Genomic DNA, 17,259 nt, shown 5'->3' on the forward strand with positions numbered 1-17,259 from the left:
CCGATGCCGAAAATCACGCGCGGACCATCCCGTAAGTCGAATCCCGTCGCCGCTCGCGGCTTGCGGAAAACCCGTGACGCGGTTGCGGCGAAGCCGAGGCAGGCAAAATCTGTTGCGGCGAAATCGGGGCAGCGCGCTGCGGCGGCAAAATCCGTCGCCCGCTGGAGCGCCGCCGAAGTGCGCGAGGCGTTCACCCGATTCAAAGCCGCCAACCCGGAGCCGAAGGGCGAGCTCGAGCATCTCAATCCGTTCACGCTGTTAGTTGCGGTGGTGTTGTCGGCGCAGGCCACCGACGCCGGCGTCAACAAAGCGACGCGGCAATTATTCGCGCTCGCCGATACGCCGCGCAAGATGCTCGACCTTGGCGAAGACCAGGTGCGAGAACTGATCAAGACTATTGGCCTGTATCGCAACAAGGCCAGGAACGTGATCGCGCTGTCGGAGAAGCTGATCGCGGATTTCGGCGGCGAGGTGCCGCGCAGCCGCGAAGAACTCGAGACACTGCCGGGCGCCGGCCGCAAGACTGCCAACGTCGTGCTCAACATGGCGTTCGGCCAGCCGACCATGGCAGTCGATACGCATGTGTTTCGAGTCGGCAACCGTACCGGCCTCGCGCCCGGCGACACGCCGCTCGCCGTCGAGCTCGAACTCGAGCGGGTGATCCCGGCGGAGTTCATGCTGCACGCGCATCACTGGCTGATCCTGCACGGTCGCTACACCTGCCTGGCGCGCAAACCGCGCTGCGAGGTATGCCTCATCAACGATTTATGTCGTTGGCCGGAGAAGACGGTGTAACAGTGCATCGCCGAGAGCAGCTGTCGGCGCGGATATTCAGGTAGTGAGTCCAAGCCCGGCCACGACGCGGAGAGGAATCGGCATCACGAGAATCCGGACAGCATTCAATTGCTGAATTGATTCTTCGCCGGGGCTTCAAGCTCTACGACGACGCCTTCGTTACTTCATCATCGCCTCGGCCTCGGCGCGCAGCGCCTGGCGGGCGGGATCGCGGGAGTAGAACATGTGGCCGCCGGGATAGACCGTGAGTTTGACGCGATCCGGTGAGGCGTAGGCCGGTAACTGATCGAGCAGGATCTGCGAGCCGAAATACGGCGTGGCGAGATCGAACAATCCGTGCGCGACCAGCAGTTTCAGTTTCGGATCGAGCGCGAGGATTTCGCGCAGTTGCGAGGTCGACTCCACCGGATTGCGGCCGCGGCCGAAGTTCCATGCCTGCGACACCGCGCCGTTGAGCAGCTGGTAGGAGCCGTCCGGCCGCCAATTCAGCCTGCCCCTGGTGAGATCGACTGCGGCGCTGGTGAGCGGCGCGATCAGCGGATCCGACGACGGATCGCCGAAATCCGACGAGCTGGAATCCGGATTCGGATCGAAGCCCAGCACCGAGGCGTCGTAGCGGCCGGTGACCTTGCCGTTGGCGCGGTCGAATTCGCGGCGGAATTCCGAGACGTCGAAGCGGCCGGTCAGCCTGCGGCTCACCGCGCGGTCGATCCCGGTCAATGCTGCGACCTTGTCGGCCAGCCGTGTGGTGGCCGCGCTGTCGGCGACTCCCTTGACCAGATCGGTCAGAAACTCGCCGCGCGCGTAAGCCTCGACGTCGGCGATGTCGGCGCGGGTCACCGGGCCTTTCTGCTGCCGCGCCACCGCCGCCATCGAGGGCAGGCTGGCGACATATTGCAGCAGGCTGGAGCCGGAATATTCGCGGAAGTCGAGCAGCGGCGACACCAGGATCAGGCCTTTGACGCCGATGCCCTGCCGGGTCTGCAGGTTGCGCACGATCTTCGGGCCGCGAATTCCGCCATAGCTCTCGCCGGCGACGTATTTCGGCGACAGCAGCCGGTCCGACTTTTCCAGCCAGCGGCGGATCACCAATGCCAATGAGGCGACATCGCCGTCGACGGAATAGAACTGCTTGCGGACGTCCTCGCCGCTGGCGACGAAGCGGCTGTAGCCGGTGCCGACCGGATCGATGAAGACGAGGTCGGTGAAGTCGAGCCAGGTTTCGGCGTTGGGCAATAGCTCGGGTGCGGCCGAGGCGTTGCCTCCCATCGGTAGCCGCCATGGTCCGGCGGCACCGAGTTGCAGCCAGGCCGAGGACGCGCCCGGCCCGCCATTGAACAGGAAGGTGACCGGCCGGCTCTTCGGCTCGGCGCCGTCGAGCAGATAGGCCGTGGTGGCGATGTCGGCCTGCGGCTCGCCCTTGTCGTTGAACAGCCGGATCGAGCCCGCAATGGCGGTGAAGGCGAGGCTGCGGCCGGGCAGAGCCAACGTGTGCTTGGTGGTGGAATCCGGCGGCAGCTTGTGCAGATCGGCCGGGGCGGGCGAAGCGGCCGGCTTGCCGCGCGTGCCGGTGTCGGACTTCTCTGCGGACTGCGCCGCGGACGCCGTCGGCGAGGCATCCTGCGCGCGCGCCCCGGTCAGCAGCGCCACGGCGAGCAGAGCCATTGCCATGCCGACCCGGCGCACGGCCGGCAACAATATCGTCATCCCGAGTCTCCCACCTGTCGCGATCGATCCGGCGATGCCGATTGACGGCATGGCCGCGCAGCCGCCATTTCAGCGCAACACTGCGACGGATTGGCGACCCTCGCAACAAGTTGAAGTGCCGTAAACAGGGAGAACGATCCACACGCTAATGTGGATCGCGTGCCGTTGCCGATCTCGCTATTTCGACAGCGCGCCTCGGGGATGAAGCTGCCAGGCCTGCACCAGCTCCGGCACCACCGCATGCGGCATCGGCAGCAACCCGATGCTACGGGCGAGCCCGATCATCAGGTCGCTGACTTCGCGCGGCTGCTCCTCATGCGCGAGATGGCCGAGGCCCGGCATCGTCACGACGCTCGAACGCGGCACCATGGCGTGGACTCGCGCCGCATCCTTCGGCGCAATGGTCTTGTCGTTGCCACCGCTGATCAGCATCAGCCGGGTCGCCAGCCGCGGCAGGTCGAGCGCCAGTGGCGCCAGCTTCCAGTTCGCCATCATCCGGATCGCCGAGGCGACGTGACCCGGGCTGCTGGTGAGCCGGCGATAGAACTTGATGCCGGCCGGCTCCAGCGCCGAGCCGGTGTCGGCGATCATGCGCTCGATGAACTTGTCGCTGTTGGCGAAGCTGGCGAACAGCCGCGGCACCATCGCGTTCATCGCAAGTAGTCGGGCGAACGGCGTCATGATCCGCCCGGCCAGACCGCCGATCGGCAGCATCGCGCCGTTGAGGCCGACCAGGCCGTGCGGCGCGATCGTGCCGTCGAGGCACATCCGCGCCAGCACCGCGGCGCCAGCTGAGTGACCGGCGACGAGCACCGGCTTGTGGCCGAGCTTATCCAGCAGTGCAGCGAGGTCCGCCGCCATCGCGTCGAGCGAGAGCCGCTCTGGTGCTGGCGCCTGGGTGAAACCATGGCCGGGCAGGTCGGGCGCCACCACGGTGAAATGCCATGCCAGCATCGGCGCGAGCGTGCGCCACGAATGCGTCGCCGCGCCGGTGCCGTGAAGCAGCAACAGCACCGGGCCGCTGCCCATCTGCTGCACGTGCCAGCGCAGTCCGGCGGCCTCGACGAAGCTGCTGGTCTCGCGGTTCGGCCAGTCATCGCCGTCCGGACTCCAGCAAAGTTTGCCTTGCTCTGTCATGAGGGACGGCATTTGCGCCAGCGGATCGTTTGGCTTGGGCTGCATTTTGATTCCGTCTGTTTGATACGCCATCGCAACATCACCGGCGCGTATTGTCAAACACTGTTAGTTACGTGAGGTTCCGAGGCGGCCGCGAAAATCGAATCAATTGCTATCAGCGCTCGATTGTGCGTCATCGCAACGTACTACCAGTACCGGTAACAATACGATCGTCACGTTCGGATGTCGGATCTAGACGTGTCGATGTGTCAGCGGCGCTCGACAACCGCGAGGCAGAAAGCCCTTGTTGCTCGGTGAGATTGACGCTCTCTATGTCCAATCCGCGAGACACTCGGAAATTCCGCATTCGGCATGTGCAATTCTGTTTTCAACAGTTCGTTTTCAGTCATACTGCCTGCAGATATCCGGAACCGAACTATCAAGTCCGGATTGCTCATGTCGAACAGCCGATGCGACGCGTGGATGCGGAATGCGCGCGGGCATCTGGAGAAGCGCAATGAAGATGTCTCACCTGGCCAATTTTGTTCTGATCATCATCGGCGGCGCCGTGCAGGAAGCCGCCAGCGCGGTGCGGCGCGGCTGGCGCGGCCGCCAAACCCGGCGCGATTGATCCGCGGCGCGACGCGCGGCTCGCGATAGACACCCCGTCGCGCCGGTCCTAAGCTGCCCGCAAGGGTGGCGGGCGCAGCGGAATGGCCGGACAGCGGGTCGAGCGGAGACTGGCGGCGATATTGGCCGCCGACGTGGTCGGTTATTCGCGGCTGATCAGCGCTGACGAGCAAGGCACCCTGACGCGGCTGCGCGCGTTGCGGGCCGAGGTGATCGAGCCCAATATAGGCAAACACGGCGGGCGGCTGTTCAAGACCATGGGCGACGGCTTCCTGGTCGAGTTTGCCAGTGCGGTGCAGGCGGTGAACTGCGCCATCGCGATCCAGCAGGAAACCGAAGCGGCAGCAGCGGCATTCGACGACGACCGCAAGATGCGGCTGCGGATCGGCATCCATGTCGGCGACGTAATGGTCGATGGCGACGACCTGATGGGCGACGGCGTCAATATTGCGGCACGGCTGGAAAGCATCGCCGCGGTTGGCGGCCTCTCGATCTCTCGCGCGGTACACGACCAGGTCCGCGACCGAATTGACGTGGCGTTCGACGATCGCGGCGAGATCGCGCTGAAGAACATCGCCCGGCCGGTGCAGGTGTTCGCGCTCGCCGGCGCGAAGCAGGCCGCGCCTGCGAAGCCGGTGGAGGCGCCGGCGCTGGCGTTGCCCGACAAGCCGTCGATCGCGGTGCTGCCGTTTCAGAATATGAGCGCCGATCCGGAGCAGGAGTTCTTCGCCGACGGCATCGCCGAGGACATCATCACCGCGCTGTCGCGCTACCCCTCGCTGTTCGTGATCGCGCGCAATTCCAGCTTCAGCTACAAAGGCCGCGCGGTCGAGATCAAGGCAGTCGGTCAGGAGCTCGGCGTTCGCTATGTGCTCGAGGGCAGCCTGCGCAAATCCGGCAACCGGGTCCGCCTCACCGCGCAGCTGATCGAGGCCGAGTCCGGCAATCACGTCTGGGCCGAGCGTTACGACCGCGATCTCGCCGACATTTTCGCGGTACAGGACGAGATCACGCTGGCCACCACCACGGCGATCGCGCCGGCGATCGCCGCGGCCGAACAGCAGCGCGCCATGCGCAAGACCCCGGCCAGCCTCGACGCCTGGGGCGCCCAGCAGCGCGGCATCTGGCATCTCGGCAAGGCCAACGCCGAGGACGATGCTCTGGCGGAGAAATTCTTCCGCCGCGCCATCGAACTCGATCCGATGTTCGCCGGCGGCTATATCGGGTTGTCGGCTGTGCTGAGCCGCGCCAAGGGCACCCAGAACGAGGAAGAAGCGCTGGCGCGCCGCGCCGTCGCGCTCGACGGCAACGACGCCGAGGCCCATGCCCGGCTGGCGCTGGCGCTGGTCGCCCGCGGCGATCGGCCCGGCGCCTGCGCGGAGGCGGAACGCGCGCTGGCGCTGTGTCCGAATCTGGCCGCGGCGCATGGCGCGCTCGGCGTGGCGCTGGCCTATTCGGGGCGACCGGCGGACGCGGTCGCGGCACTTGCCGCCTGCCTGCGGCTCGACCCGCGCGCGCCGTCGCTGGTCAATCGTCTGAACCAACTGGCGCTGGCGCATTATTTCTGCCGCGACTACAAGGCTTGCGTCGACGCGGCCGAGCGCGCGATCCGGTCGTTTCCGGATTTCCCCTCGCCCTATCGCTGGCTCGCCGCGGCACTCGGGCAACTCGGCCGCAGTGCAGAAGCGCACGCGGCGCTGACCAAGGCGATCGCGGTGTCGCCGGATGCGTTTGCGTTTCAGGTCCGGGATTGCCCGCCCTGGTTCCGGCCCGACGACCACGCCCACATGCTGGAAGGCCTGCGCAAGGCCGGCTGGGAGGGCTGAGACCGAATTGCCGGTCGCCGGCTCAGCCGGCGGAAACTTCCCGCTGCCGGCGCTGATCGATCAGCTCGGGCCGCGGCCCCGACAGGCGCTTGTGCATATGGACCATGAAGGCCATGCCGAATAGCGGCGTCGCCAGGTTGACGATCGGGATCGAGACGAAGGCGGCGATCACCAGTCCCGAGGTGAACACGATTGCGGCGTTCGCCTTACGCATCGCCTTGGCCTCGGCGGCGGGCCGAAACCGCATCGCGGCGAGTTCGAAATATTCCCGGCCGAGCAGCCAGGCGGTGGCGATGAAGAACGCGATGAAGCCGGCGCCGGCGATGAACACGAACGGCAGCGCGACCAGATAGACCGCGATGGTCAACAGCGCGGTCTTGATGGTTTCGGTCATCGCCAGGCCGAACGGCAGCGCGACGCCGGGCCGCTCCTCCGGATAATATTCGCGCTCGACATGCTCGGCGACGTCATCGACGAAAATGCCGGCCACCAGCGAGGTCACCGCCGGCATCAGGAACACCGCGCCCAGCACGACGCCGAGTCCGGCGGCGATCGAGATCAGCCAGGCCAGAATGTTCAGCGGGGCGTGAAAGTTGGGGCCCAGCGCAGTCTCGGCCCAGAGCTCACCGGAGCCGGCGAACCAGCTCAAGGCGCGCTGCAGGCCGATCGCCATCACGGTGATCAGCGCCAGCGCGAACGCGATCGAACGCCACAGGATCGAGCGCATCGGCGGCGACAGGATCTGAGTCAGTGCCTTGACGGCGGCGTCCAGCATGGCGGTGTCCTTGGTCGAAAACCCTCCGCACAGGTAGAGACGGCGGCCGGCTTCGGCAAGGGGCGGCCGCCGCGCGCGGCCGGCTCGCCCCTACCGCCGCAGCCGCCGCGAGGCCGGGTAGCTCATGACTTCCGGCACTTTGCCGTCGCGCAGCGCGCGTTGCATGGCCTCCCAATAGTCGACCCGCAGCAGCTCGGGATGGGCGTCGCGAAACGCCCGGCGCAGGGCGAAATCGTCAATTCGCAGCCCGGCTTCCAGTTCGTCCGGCGCGAACACCGCGCCATGCTCGAATTGCCAATGCGGAATCTCGGGCTCGCCATTGGCGCGGCCGGCATTGCTGCGGATCTTGATTTCGGTCAGCGGTTCGACCGCGTGGTAGTCGAACAGATAGACCTTGAGGGTGCGGCTGACGCCGTAATTGTAACCGTCGAGATCGCGGTTGAAGATATTGGCGGCGGCGTTGTTGCGGATGCAGTGGCCGAGATTGATCACCGCGGCGCGGGCCTCCGCGGCCGACGCCTTGGCGAGGAACAGTGGCAGCGGCACCAGCTTCATCTGCACGATCAGCTGGCGGAACACCAGCGCCGAGCGATCGAGGCTGACATTGCCGATGCCGGCCTCCAGCAATTCGTCGAGCAGCTCGGGCGCGAACATCGCGCGCTCGAGCTTGACGTTGGTGTAGATGATGTTGTCCAGCATCGCGCCGGCGCGGTCCATTTCGTGGACCAGATGGTACTTGCGCAGCACGCTGTCGGGGCCGTCGAAGCGATCCCATTTGTAGCTGTCGGTGGGATGGTCGCGGATGATCTTCATCACATAGCCCGACGTCGGCATCGTGAAGGCGATCGCCACGGTGCCGCGCAGGCCGGGCGCGGTGTCGAGCTTCTCCTTGCTGCGGCGATGATGGCCGAGAATCTCGGTCATCACAGCGACCTTGCCGAGATGATGAAAGCCGATGGTGGAATAATGCAGACCGAGCGGGCGCTTCGGCATCAGTTCGCTGAGCAGCAGCGCCAGCTCGTGATAATGCGGATTGGTGACGTGGAAATTCGCCAGCGCCGGGGAGAATGCGTATTGCAGCTCGTCGCTCTCGCACAGCACCGCGTCGACGAACAGTCCGTCGGCCTCATGCAGCACCGCGATCATCAGCGGGATGCTGCGCAGCGGGTGGTCGCTGCTGCTGCGCAGCACGACGCGGCCGACCAGGCAGGCCTCGCGATTGCGGAAGAAGCCGGAATTCGCCATCTCGATCCGCGCCGATTCGCCGCTGCGGGGCGCCAGCGGCTCCAGCGCGCTGCCGATCGCGGCAGCCACAAGAGCGGCGTCGCCATCGAGATCGCGCCACGGTTGGTCACGACCGGGCACCGTGAAGCCGGACATCTCCAGGATGCTGCGAATCACCGCCGGTTCGACTGGAATACGGGCCGGAAAGCTCTTCAGCACCGAGCGGGCGCTGCCGCTTCGCTTCGCGGTGATTCCGGCCTCGTAGGAGATCGGCCGCCATTCGTTGCTGAGCAGCATGCGGCGCAGCGACTGCCAGAATGCGAACACGAAATCGGCCTCGTAGCGGGTCGCGATCGCGGCCAGCAATTCGGCCTCGGCGAGCGCCCACAGTCGTTCGTCATTGGCGGATTCCGGCAGCCCGGCATGCAGCAACGGCGTCAGCTGGTCGAGGCAAGCGGTGTACAGCGTCAGCCGGTCGCGCGACAGCTGCACCGTCGCCGGCCAGTCGCGCGCCTCGAACGCGGCCTTGACCAGCTGCGGAATCCGCCGCGACACCGCGTAGTAACTGGTGAAGGCGTCCAGCACCACGCGGGCCAGCAGCCGCGCCTGCTGCTCCAGCTCACCGGCGCGGAACAGCTCGTCGAGCAGATCGAAATCCGGCTCCGCGATCTGCGGCGCGCCGACGATCTGGATGCTGCCGAGGTGAGGGTTGGTACCGTGGTGGTCCGTACTGCTCATGGAACCGTCTTCGCTGGCGCAGGGTCGACCAAAGGTCGGCGTGTTGACAAGCCGATCCTGCGCCGTGTCCATATGACAAGGCGTGATCTGACGCAAAGTTCGGATCGCTGCGCCGGCAGCGCTGGCTTCGGTTGACGTGGTGACAGGTCGCGCAAATGCCACGCAATGGCGCGAAGCGGCTTGCGGCACCGGGTCATCGCCGGCAGCCCGCTTGCATCGGCTGCCGCCGAGATCCGGGCGCGCACTGGCGGCGTGTGCCGGGGACCGGTCTGGCCGCCGCGGACGGACTATTTGGTCTGATCGTCGAGCGTGGCGTCGGGGGAATGCTTCTTGATCGATTCGATGGCGCTGAGCGCAGAGGCCTTCTGCGCATAGCCCTCGGAGGCTAACATCGTTTCGCCATTCGGCGCCTTGAACCGGAACCGGAATTCACCGACCTTGTCCTTAAACACTTGGAATTTGTAGGCCATCAGTCCCTCCCGCGATATGTTTGCTGCGACCGGGTGCAATCGTCGGTCGCGGCCGCGGTCGTGTCAATCGGCACGCTGCGGCGATGTGCGGCGCAGCCGATCGGGACGATTCGCTAGGCGGCCTCGCGCAGGCCAGCGAGGAAGCTGTCGACGCGCTCGAACAACGCGGCGGCGTGCTGGTTGAGTTCGCCGGATGCCTGCAGCACGCTGTTGGCAAGCGCGCGCGACTGCCCGGCGGCCTGGCTGGCGCCGGCGACGTTGACGGAAACCTCACTGGTACCGACTGCGGCTTCCTGAACGCTGCGCGCGATCTCCCGGGTGGCGGCGCCCTGTTCCTCGACCGCGGTCGCGATGATGGCGGCGATGCTGCTGATCTCCTGGATCGTACCGCTGATGCCGCCGATCGCGGTGACGCAATCGCCGGTGGCGGACTGGATCGCGTTGACCTGACCGGCGATCTCCTCGGTCGCCTTGGCGGTCTGGCTCGCCAATGCCTTCACTTCGGACGCGACGATGGCAAACCCCCGGCCGGCCTCGCCGGCGCGCGCCGCCTCGATCGTGGCGTTCAGCGCCAACAGATTGGTCTGGCTGGCGATCGCGCCGATCAGCCGCAGCACTTCGCCGATCTTCTCGCCGGCGCTGGCGAGGCTTTCGACCATCGCGGTGGTTTGACCGGCCTTGACCACGGCGCCATCCGCAACATTGCTGGAATGCACGACCTGACGGCCGATCTCGGCGACGGACGCGGCGAGTTCCTCGGTGGCGGCGGCGACGGTGTTGACGCTGGCGGAGGCTTCTTCCGAGGCGGCCGCGGCCGCGGCGGTGCGTTCCGAGGTGCCGCTGACGCTGGCGGTGATTTCGCCGGCGACGCGCTGCATGTCCGTAGTGGCCCGCGCGACGGCGCCGACCACGCCCTTGACGTCGGTCTCGAAGCGGTTGGCCATTTCGCGCTGCAAGGTTCGCTTGTCGCGTTCGGCCTGCGCCTTGGCCGCCTCCTGCGCCTGCCGACTCGCGGCCGTCTCGATCATGCTGCGGCGGAACACATCGACCGCGGTCGCCATGGTGCCGAGTTCATCGGCGCGCTCGCCGCCGGGGATCGCGACTTCGGTATCGCCGCTGGACAACCGGTTCATCACCGTGGTGATGGCGACGAGCGGCCGCGACATGCCGCGCCCGACGATCAGCGCGAGCACGATGGCGCCGATCAGGATGGCGATAGCGCCGAGTATGAGATTGCGCTGCGAGCTGGCCGCCACGGCCTCGTATTCGGTGGTGTCCTTGATCAGCTCGATCACCGCGATTGGCTGGCCGGCATAGTTCTTGATCTGCCCGAGATAGAGCGCCGCCGGGTGGCCGTCGAGCGTGGCTTCGCGACGCAGCGTGGCGCCGTCGAATACGCTCTTCAACTCGTCTTGGGTCGCGACCACGCTGTCGCCGAAGGTCGAGGCCAGCCTGCCGAAGGTCTTGCCGTCGAAACGATGGACGGCGAGATCGACGCCGAGCCGCTGCTTGGCGCGGTCGACGAATTCCTTGCCGAAACTGATGCCGATATCGGCGACGGCGAGGCTCTTGCCGTCGCGCATGATCGGCGTCATCGCAAATATTGCCAGTGTTTCGCGCGCCGCCTCGACGCCGACGATCGGCTTGCCGGTCTTGTTGGCTTCCACGATGGTAGTGCGGCGGGCCGAGACATCGTCGCCGAACGACTTCGGGTCGTGCAGGCGAAGGAACAATGTCGCCGGCGGCAGGGTGATGTTGACGAACTGGATGCCTTGCGCATTGACCGCCGTCATCGCGCCGCCGAGCAGCGCCATCACGCCGTCACGATCGCCCTTGGCGATCGCGTCCGCGACTGGCGGCAACGCCGCGATCACGCCGCTGACCGCCAGCGCCGTGCGGCCTTCATAATCGAGCGCAGCAATCAGGCTATCATACTGAAGCTTGAGCTGCTGGTCGAGCGCGAGCCGCGTCAGCGTTCGCTGCTGAACGATCGAATAGGTTCCAAGAACGCCGCAGGCCAGCGCGACGGTCAGCGAAATCGCGAGGATCAGGCGGGCCGCGATCGATTTCAGCTTGAACATGGATGCACCAGCGTTGGAGGGCGATAGTCCCCAACCATGTCGGCAATTACTTAACATTCCTGCGAAACTTCTCGGCCGTGCCAAGATGCTGGTACTCTTACCAGCGACGCCCGCAGCCCGCGCGACTGCTGTCGCGCTACGCGGCCTCGCGCAGTCCCGCCAGGAAACGGTCGACGCGCTCGAACAGCGCGGTGGCATGCTGGCCGAGTTCGCCGGACGCCGCCAGCACGCCGCCGGCAAGAATGCGCGAGCGTTCGGCGGCCTCGCTGGCGCCGGCGATATTGTGCGACGCCTTGCCGGCGCCGGCCGTGGCCTGCTGCACACTGCGCGCGATCTCGCGCGTCGCGGCGCCCTGTTGCTCGACCGCGGAGGCGATCGTGGTGGCAATCCCGCTGATTTCGCGGATCGTGCCGCTGATGCCGCCGATCGCCGTGACGCAGCTTCCGGTGGCGGACTGGATCGCGGCGACTTGGCCGGCGATTTCCTCGGTGGCCCTGGCGGTCTGGCTGGCGAGACTCTTCACCTCCGAGGCGACCACGGCAAAACCTCGTCCGGACTCGCCGGCGCGCGCCGCCTCGATCGTGGCGTTGAGCGCGAGCAGATTGGTCTGGCTGGCGATCGCGCCGATCAGCCGCAGGGCTTCGCCGATTTTCTCGCCGGCGCTGGCGAGGCTTTCGACCATCTGCGTGGTGCGGTCGGCCTCCGCCACGGCGTCGTCCGCGACGCCGCTAGAATGACTGACCTGGCGGCTGATTTCGCTGACCGATTGCGACAGCTGCTCGGCGTTGCTGGCGACCACACCGACACTGGCTGTCGCCTCTTCGAACGCCACCGCCGCCGCGGACGTTTGCTGCGAGGTGCCGCCGGCGCTGGCGGTGATTTCGCCGGCGACCCGCTGCATGTCGGTGTTGGCGCTGGCGACGGCGCCGATCACGCCCTTGACGTCATTTTCGAAACTGTGCGTCAACGCCTCCAGCACCGCTGCGCGCTTCTGCTTGACGGCCTGCTCGGCGGCCTGCAGCTGCGCCAGCCGATCGGCCTCGATCATGCCGCGGCGGAACACGTCGACGGCTTTCGCCATCGTGCCGAGTTCGTCGGAGCGCTCGTTGCCGGCGATCGTCACGCTGGTGTCGCCGCCGGACAGCCGGTTCATCGTCGCGGTCATCGCCGTCAAAGGCAGCGACACGCTGCGCCCGAGCAGAAACGCCATCGCCACCGCGGCGGCGAGAATGATCGCTGTTCCGACGATCATCAGGGTCTGGGCGCCGGCGGCCGCGGCCTCGTAGGCGGTGGTGTCCTTGATGACTTCGATCACTGCGACCGGCTGGCCGGCGTAATTCTTGATCTGCCCGAGCAGCAATTCCACCGGGTGGCCGTCGAGCACCGCGCTGCGCCGTGCCGTGGCGCCGTCGAACACCGCCTTCAGCTCCAGCTTGCTGGCGACCGCGCCGCCGGTGGTCGAGGCCAGCAATTTGAAATCGCCGGCGTCGAAGCTGTGCACTGCGATATCGGCGCCGAACCGCCGCTTGGCGCGTTCGACGAATTCCTTGCCGAACGAAACCCCGATATCGACGACGCCCAGGCTCTTGCCGTCGCGCAGCACCGGCGTCATCGCATAGATCGCGAGGGCGTCGGGGCCCTTCTCGACGCCGACGATCGGTTTGCCGGTCCGATTGGCTTCGACGGGGGCGGTACGCCGCGCCGAGATGTCGTCGCCGAAGCTCGCCGGTTCGCGCACGCGCAGGAACGCGGTCGCCGGCGGCAGAATCAGGGTCACGCGCGGCACGCCCAATGCTTCGAGCGCCGCCTGCGGCGCGCGCAGCAGTGTCAGCAATCCCTCGCGATCGCCCCTGAGCAGCGCGGCTTCGACCGGCGGCAGCGCCGCCAGCGCGGCGCTGACGGTCTTCGCCGCGCGGCCCTCATACTCGATGGCGGCGACAATACTGTCGTAGAGCAGCGTCAATTGCTGATCCAGCGCCAGCCGAGTGAGCGCACGCTGCTGGACGATCGAAAACGTCCCCAGGACGCCGCAGGCGACGGCGACCGTCAGCGAGATGGCCAGCACCAGACGCGATGCAATCGATTTCAGTTTGAACATTTGAACGCCGCCCCCGGATGAGATCCGGACCGTGGCAGAAACTCATTAAGAAGAGTCCCGGCGCGGACGGGATGGTCGCGACCCGGTGAAACTACGGGCAGCAACGCTGACGACGTTCCGACCGCCCGTTCAGCGAGCGCGTTCGAGCAGGAGCAGTGTCCGGATATCTGGAAGCGACAAAGGATCCGTTGCCGCCCTCAGCTATCCACCTTCAGCGCGGCGATGAACGCTTCCTGCGGAATATCCACCTTGCCGAACTGCCGCATCTTCTTCTTGCCCTCCTTCTGCTTCTCCAGAAGTTTGCGCTTTCGCGTGATGTCGCCGCCGTAACATTTGGCGGTGACGTCCTTGCGCAGCGCGCGGACGGTTTCGCGGGCGATGATCTTGCCGCCGATCGCCGCCTGGATCGGAATCACGAACATGTGCGGCGGGATCAACTCCTTCATCTTCTCCACCATGGCGCGGCCGCGGCCTTCGGCGCGGGTGCGATGCACCAGCATCGACAGCGCGTCGACCGGCTCGTTGTTGACCAGGATCTGCATCTTCACCAGATCGGCCGGCTTGTAGTCGGTGAGATGATAGTCGAACGAGGCATAGCCCTTGGAGACCGACTTCAGCCGGTCGTAGAAATCGAACACCACCTCGTTGAGCGGCAGATTGTACTTCACCATGGCGCGGGAGCCGACATAGGTCAGCTCCTTCTGGGTGCCGCGGCGGTCCTGGCACAGTTTCAGCACGCTGCCGAGATATTCGTCGGGCGTGAGGATCGTGGCCTCGATCCACGGCTCATGGATCTCGGCGATCTTGACCACGTCCGGCATGTCGATCGGATTGTGGATCTCGATCTCGGCGCCGTCGGTGAGGTGCATCTTGTAGATCACGCTCGGCGCGGTCGCGATCAAATTGAGGTCGAATTCGCGGGACAGCCGCTCCTGGATGATTTCCAGATGCAGCAGGCCGAGGAAGCCGCAGCGGAAACCGAAGCCGAGCGCCGCGGAGGTTTCCATCTCGAAGGAGAAAGAGGCGTCGTTCAGCCGCAGCTTGCCCATCGCGGCGCGCAGCGTCTCGAAATCGTCGGCGTCGACCGGGAACAGCCCGCAGAACACCACCGGGATCGCCGGCTTGAAGCCGGGCAGCATTTCGGTGATCGGCTTGCGATCGTCGGTGATGGTGTCACCGACGCGGGTGTCGGCGACTTCCTTGATCGCCGCGGTGATGAAGCCGATCTCGCCGGGGCCGAGTTCGTCGCCGGTCGTCATCTTCGGGGTGAAGACGCCGACCCGCTCCACGTCATAGGCGGCGTTGGTGCCCATCATCCGGATCCGCTGGCCCTTCTTCATCACGCCGTCGACGACGCGGACCAGCACCACCACGCCGAGATAGACGTCGTACCAGCTGTCGACCAGCAGCGCCTTCAGCGAGGCGGACCGATCGCCGATCGGCGGCGGCAGCCGGTGCACGATGGCTTCCAGCACCAGGTCGATGCCGATCCCGGTCTTGGCCGAGATCATCACCGCGTCGGAGGCGTCGATCCCGATCACGTCCTCGATCTGCTGCTTGACCTGGTCGGGCTCGGCGGCCGGCAGGTCGATCTTATTCAGCACCGGCACGATCTCGTGGCCGGCGTCGAGCGCGTGATAGACATTGGCGAGCGTCTGCGCCTCGACGCCCTGCGAGGCGTCGACCACCAGCAGCGAGCCCTCGCAGGCGGCGAGCGAGCGCGACACTTCGTAGGCGAAGTCGACATGACCGGGGGTGTCGATCAGATTGAGGATGTAGGTGGTGCCGTCCTTGGCCGGATAGGTCAGCCGCACCGTCTGCGCCTTGATGGTGATGCCGCGCTCGCGCTCGATGTCCATCGAGTCGAGCACCTGCTCCTTCATCTCGCGCGCCTGCAGGCCGCCGGTGGTCTGGATCAGCCGGTCGGCCAGGGTCGATTTGCCATGGTCGATATGGGCGACGATCGCAAAATTGCGAATGTTGGTGATGGGAATGGCGGTCATGGGCGCGGGATAGCATTGGCGTCCCGGGGCGGCAAGGCAATCGGGCTCACCAGCCGCCGGAAACGGGGTTTCGGCGGCGCTTGACGGCCTCACCGGGACCGGATCATGTCCGCCTTCTTTTCCGGCAAGCCAGGGTCCTGATCGCCGCGATGCCCACCTCCCGTTTTCACCTCGCCTGGGTCGAGCGCTGGATCGACGCGCTGCTCGATCCGCAGCGGCAGGAGCGTACCGTCGGGTGGACACTTGTCGCCTATGCGGCGGTCTGGACCGCGTACCGCGCGATCGCGACGCTGCCGCGCGACCTTCATGCCGACGTCACCGAACTGTATGCCTGGTCGCGGGATCTGGCGTTCGGCTACGACAAGCATCCGCCGTTCAGCGCTTTCGTCACCAAAGCGTGGTTTACGCTGTTTCCGGTTTCGGACCTGATGTTCCATGCGCTGGCGACGTTCAACATCGCGCTGACGCTGTACATCGCCTGGCGCACCATGCGGCGCTACATGGGTGCGGAGAAATCGGCGTTCGGGCTGGCGCTGTTGATGCTGATCCCGTTCTTCAATTTCATCGCGCTGAAATACAACGCCAACGCGGTGCTGCTGCCGCTGTGGGCGCTGACCATCCATTGCTTCCTGCGCGCCTTCGAACAGCCGGGCCGGCGGCTGCGAGACCTGGCGTGGCCGGCGCTGGCCGGCGCGTTCGCGGGCGCCGCGATGTTGGGCAAATACTGGTCGATTGTACTAGTGGCCTCGCTCGGCCTCGCCGCGCTGATCGATCCGCGCCGTGCCGCGCTGTTCCGGTCGCCGGCGCCGTGGCTGATGATCGCGGTGGGAGCGGCGGTGCTGGCGCCGCATCTGGTATGGCTGGTGCAGCACCACTTTCCGTCGTTCGCCTATGCGACGTCGGTGCATCCGGCCGCCAGCCTTGCCGGCAATGTCGTCGATACATTGAGCTATCTGCTGGGCTGCATCGCTTACGTCTCGCTGGTGCTGGTCGCCGCCTATTGGCTGCTGCGCCCGTCGCGCGCGGCGTTGGCCGAGATCGCGGCGCCGGCCGACCCGCAGCGCCGGCTGATGCTTTTGATCCTGCTGCTGCTGATCGTGTTGCCGACGCCGTTCGCGTTGCTGAGCGGGATCCGCATCACGCCGCTATGGACGATGCCGTCCTGGACCCTGCTGCCGATCGTGCTGCTGGCGTCGCCGCTGGTGAGCGTCGACCGCGAGGCGGTGCGGCGGTTGGCGGTCGGCGCCGCGCTGCTGTCGCTGACGATGCTGGTGCTGGCGCCCGCGGTGGCGTTGGTGATCCACCGCACCACGCCGCCGGAGTCGTTCGAATACGCCTCGGTGCTGGCCGGCCCGATCGAGCGGGAATGGCAGCGACGCAGCGACCGGCCGATTCAGCTGGTTGCCGGCGATACCGTGCTGGCAATGAATACGGCCTACTACCTGCGCACCCGGACGAAGTCGTTCGACCGCGACGATGTCGCCGCGATCGCTGCGGCCGCGCATCAATACGGCGCGGTGCTGGTCTGCCCCGCGACCGAAGCCGCTTGCCTCGCCACCGCTAACAAGATCGCGGCGGATCAGCCCGAGATCCTGCGCGGCGAGGTGCGGGTGACGCGATCGTTGTTCGGGATCGAAGGCACAGCGCTGCGCGACGTCTTCATGATCGTGCAGCCGCCCGCGAAGTAAGCGGTCCTATTGAGATCAAACACGCGGTCATTCCGAGGCACCAGCCCGTCAGGGCGAGTGAACCCGGAATCTTGCGGTCGGGCAGGGCGTTGCGGCCAGATTCCGGGT

The 17,259-nt window shown here is 66.4% G+C and carries 11 protein-coding genes; 3 read left to right on the forward strand and 8 right to left on the reverse strand.

The genetic code is table 11. The features are described 5' to 3' along the window. Window positions 1–3: 3 nt before the first annotated feature. A complete protein-coding gene (nth, locus tag HXX15_RS07675) occupies window positions 4–795 on the forward strand; it encodes an endonuclease III (RefSeq protein WP_296514893.1) in 792 nt (263 codons plus the stop codon). A gap of 159 nt (window positions 796–954) precedes the next feature. Here the strand turns inward: nth and HXX15_RS07680 are convergent, their stop codons facing one another. Continuing rightward, window positions 955–2,502, reverse strand: a complete 1,548-nt coding sequence (locus HXX15_RS07680; RefSeq protein ID WP_296514432.1) for a peptidase S10 — start codon at window positions 2,500–2,502, stop codon at window positions 955–957. A 177-nt stretch (window positions 2,503–2,679) separates the two neighbouring features. Further along, window positions 2,680–3,651 (reverse strand): alpha/beta fold hydrolase BchO, encoded by a 972-nt coding sequence (gene bchO, locus HXX15_RS07685; protein ID WP_296514894.1) that lies wholly within the window; start codon window positions 3,649–3,651, stop codon window positions 2,680–2,682. A 680-nt stretch (window positions 3,652–4,331) separates the two neighbouring features. Here bchO and HXX15_RS07690 point away from each other — a divergent pair. Continuing rightward, complete coding sequence (locus tag HXX15_RS07690) at window positions 4,332–6,074, forward strand: adenylate/guanylate cyclase domain-containing protein (protein WP_296514435.1); 1,743 nt, start codon at window positions 4,332–4,334, stop codon at window positions 6,072–6,074. A 22-nt stretch (window positions 6,075–6,096) separates the two neighbouring features. Here HXX15_RS07690 and HXX15_RS07695 read toward each other — a convergent pair whose 3' ends face one another. The 6 genes from HXX15_RS07695 to lepA all read right to left on the reverse strand — a co-directional run bounded on the left by HXX15_RS07695 (window position 6,097) and on the right by lepA (window position 15,463). After that, the gene (locus HXX15_RS07695; RefSeq protein WP_296514437.1) at window positions 6,097–6,849 is read right to left on the reverse strand and encodes a sulfate transporter family protein; all 753 of its coding nucleotides are present in this window, start codon (window positions 6,847–6,849) and stop codon (window positions 6,097–6,099) included. Window positions 6,850–6,939: 90 nt separating this feature from the next. Continuing rightward, complete coding sequence (gene aceK, locus HXX15_RS07700; RefSeq protein ID WP_296514439.1) at window positions 6,940–8,811, reverse strand: bifunctional isocitrate dehydrogenase kinase/phosphatase; 1,872 nt, start codon at window positions 8,809–8,811, stop codon at window positions 6,940–6,942. Window positions 8,812–9,098: 287 nt separating this feature from the next. Continuing rightward, entirely contained in the window at window positions 9,099–9,281 is a 183-nt protein-coding gene (locus HXX15_RS07705; RefSeq protein WP_296514441.1) for a YegP family protein, read from the reverse strand. Between the two features lie 113 nt (window positions 9,282–9,394). Next, window positions 9,395–11,362, reverse strand: coding sequence for a methyl-accepting chemotaxis protein (locus tag HXX15_RS07710; protein WP_296514444.1), 1,968 nt, complete (start codon window positions 11,360–11,362; stop codon window positions 9,395–9,397). A gap of 136 nt (window positions 11,363–11,498) precedes the next feature. After that, window positions 11,499–13,460 (reverse strand): methyl-accepting chemotaxis protein, encoded by a 1,962-nt coding sequence (locus tag HXX15_RS07715; RefSeq protein ID WP_296514447.1) that lies wholly within the window; start codon window positions 13,458–13,460, stop codon window positions 11,499–11,501. 197 nt (window positions 13,461–13,657) lie between these two features. Continuing rightward, complete coding sequence (gene lepA / locus HXX15_RS07720; protein WP_296514449.1) at window positions 13,658–15,463, reverse strand: translation elongation factor 4; 1,806 nt, start codon at window positions 15,461–15,463, stop codon at window positions 13,658–13,660. 149 nt (window positions 15,464–15,612) lie between these two features. Between lepA and HXX15_RS07725 the strand changes: the two genes are divergently transcribed. Continuing rightward, a complete protein-coding gene (locus tag HXX15_RS07725; RefSeq protein ID WP_296514451.1) occupies window positions 15,613–17,151 on the forward strand; it encodes a glycosyltransferase family 39 protein in 1,539 nt (512 codons plus the stop codon). Window positions 17,152–17,259: the final 108 nt, after the last annotated feature.

Origin of the sequence: Rhodopseudomonas sp. (assembly GCF_013377015.1) — a bacterium.
Lineage (GTDB): Bacteria > Pseudomonadota > Alphaproteobacteria > Rhizobiales > Xanthobacteraceae > JARJEH01.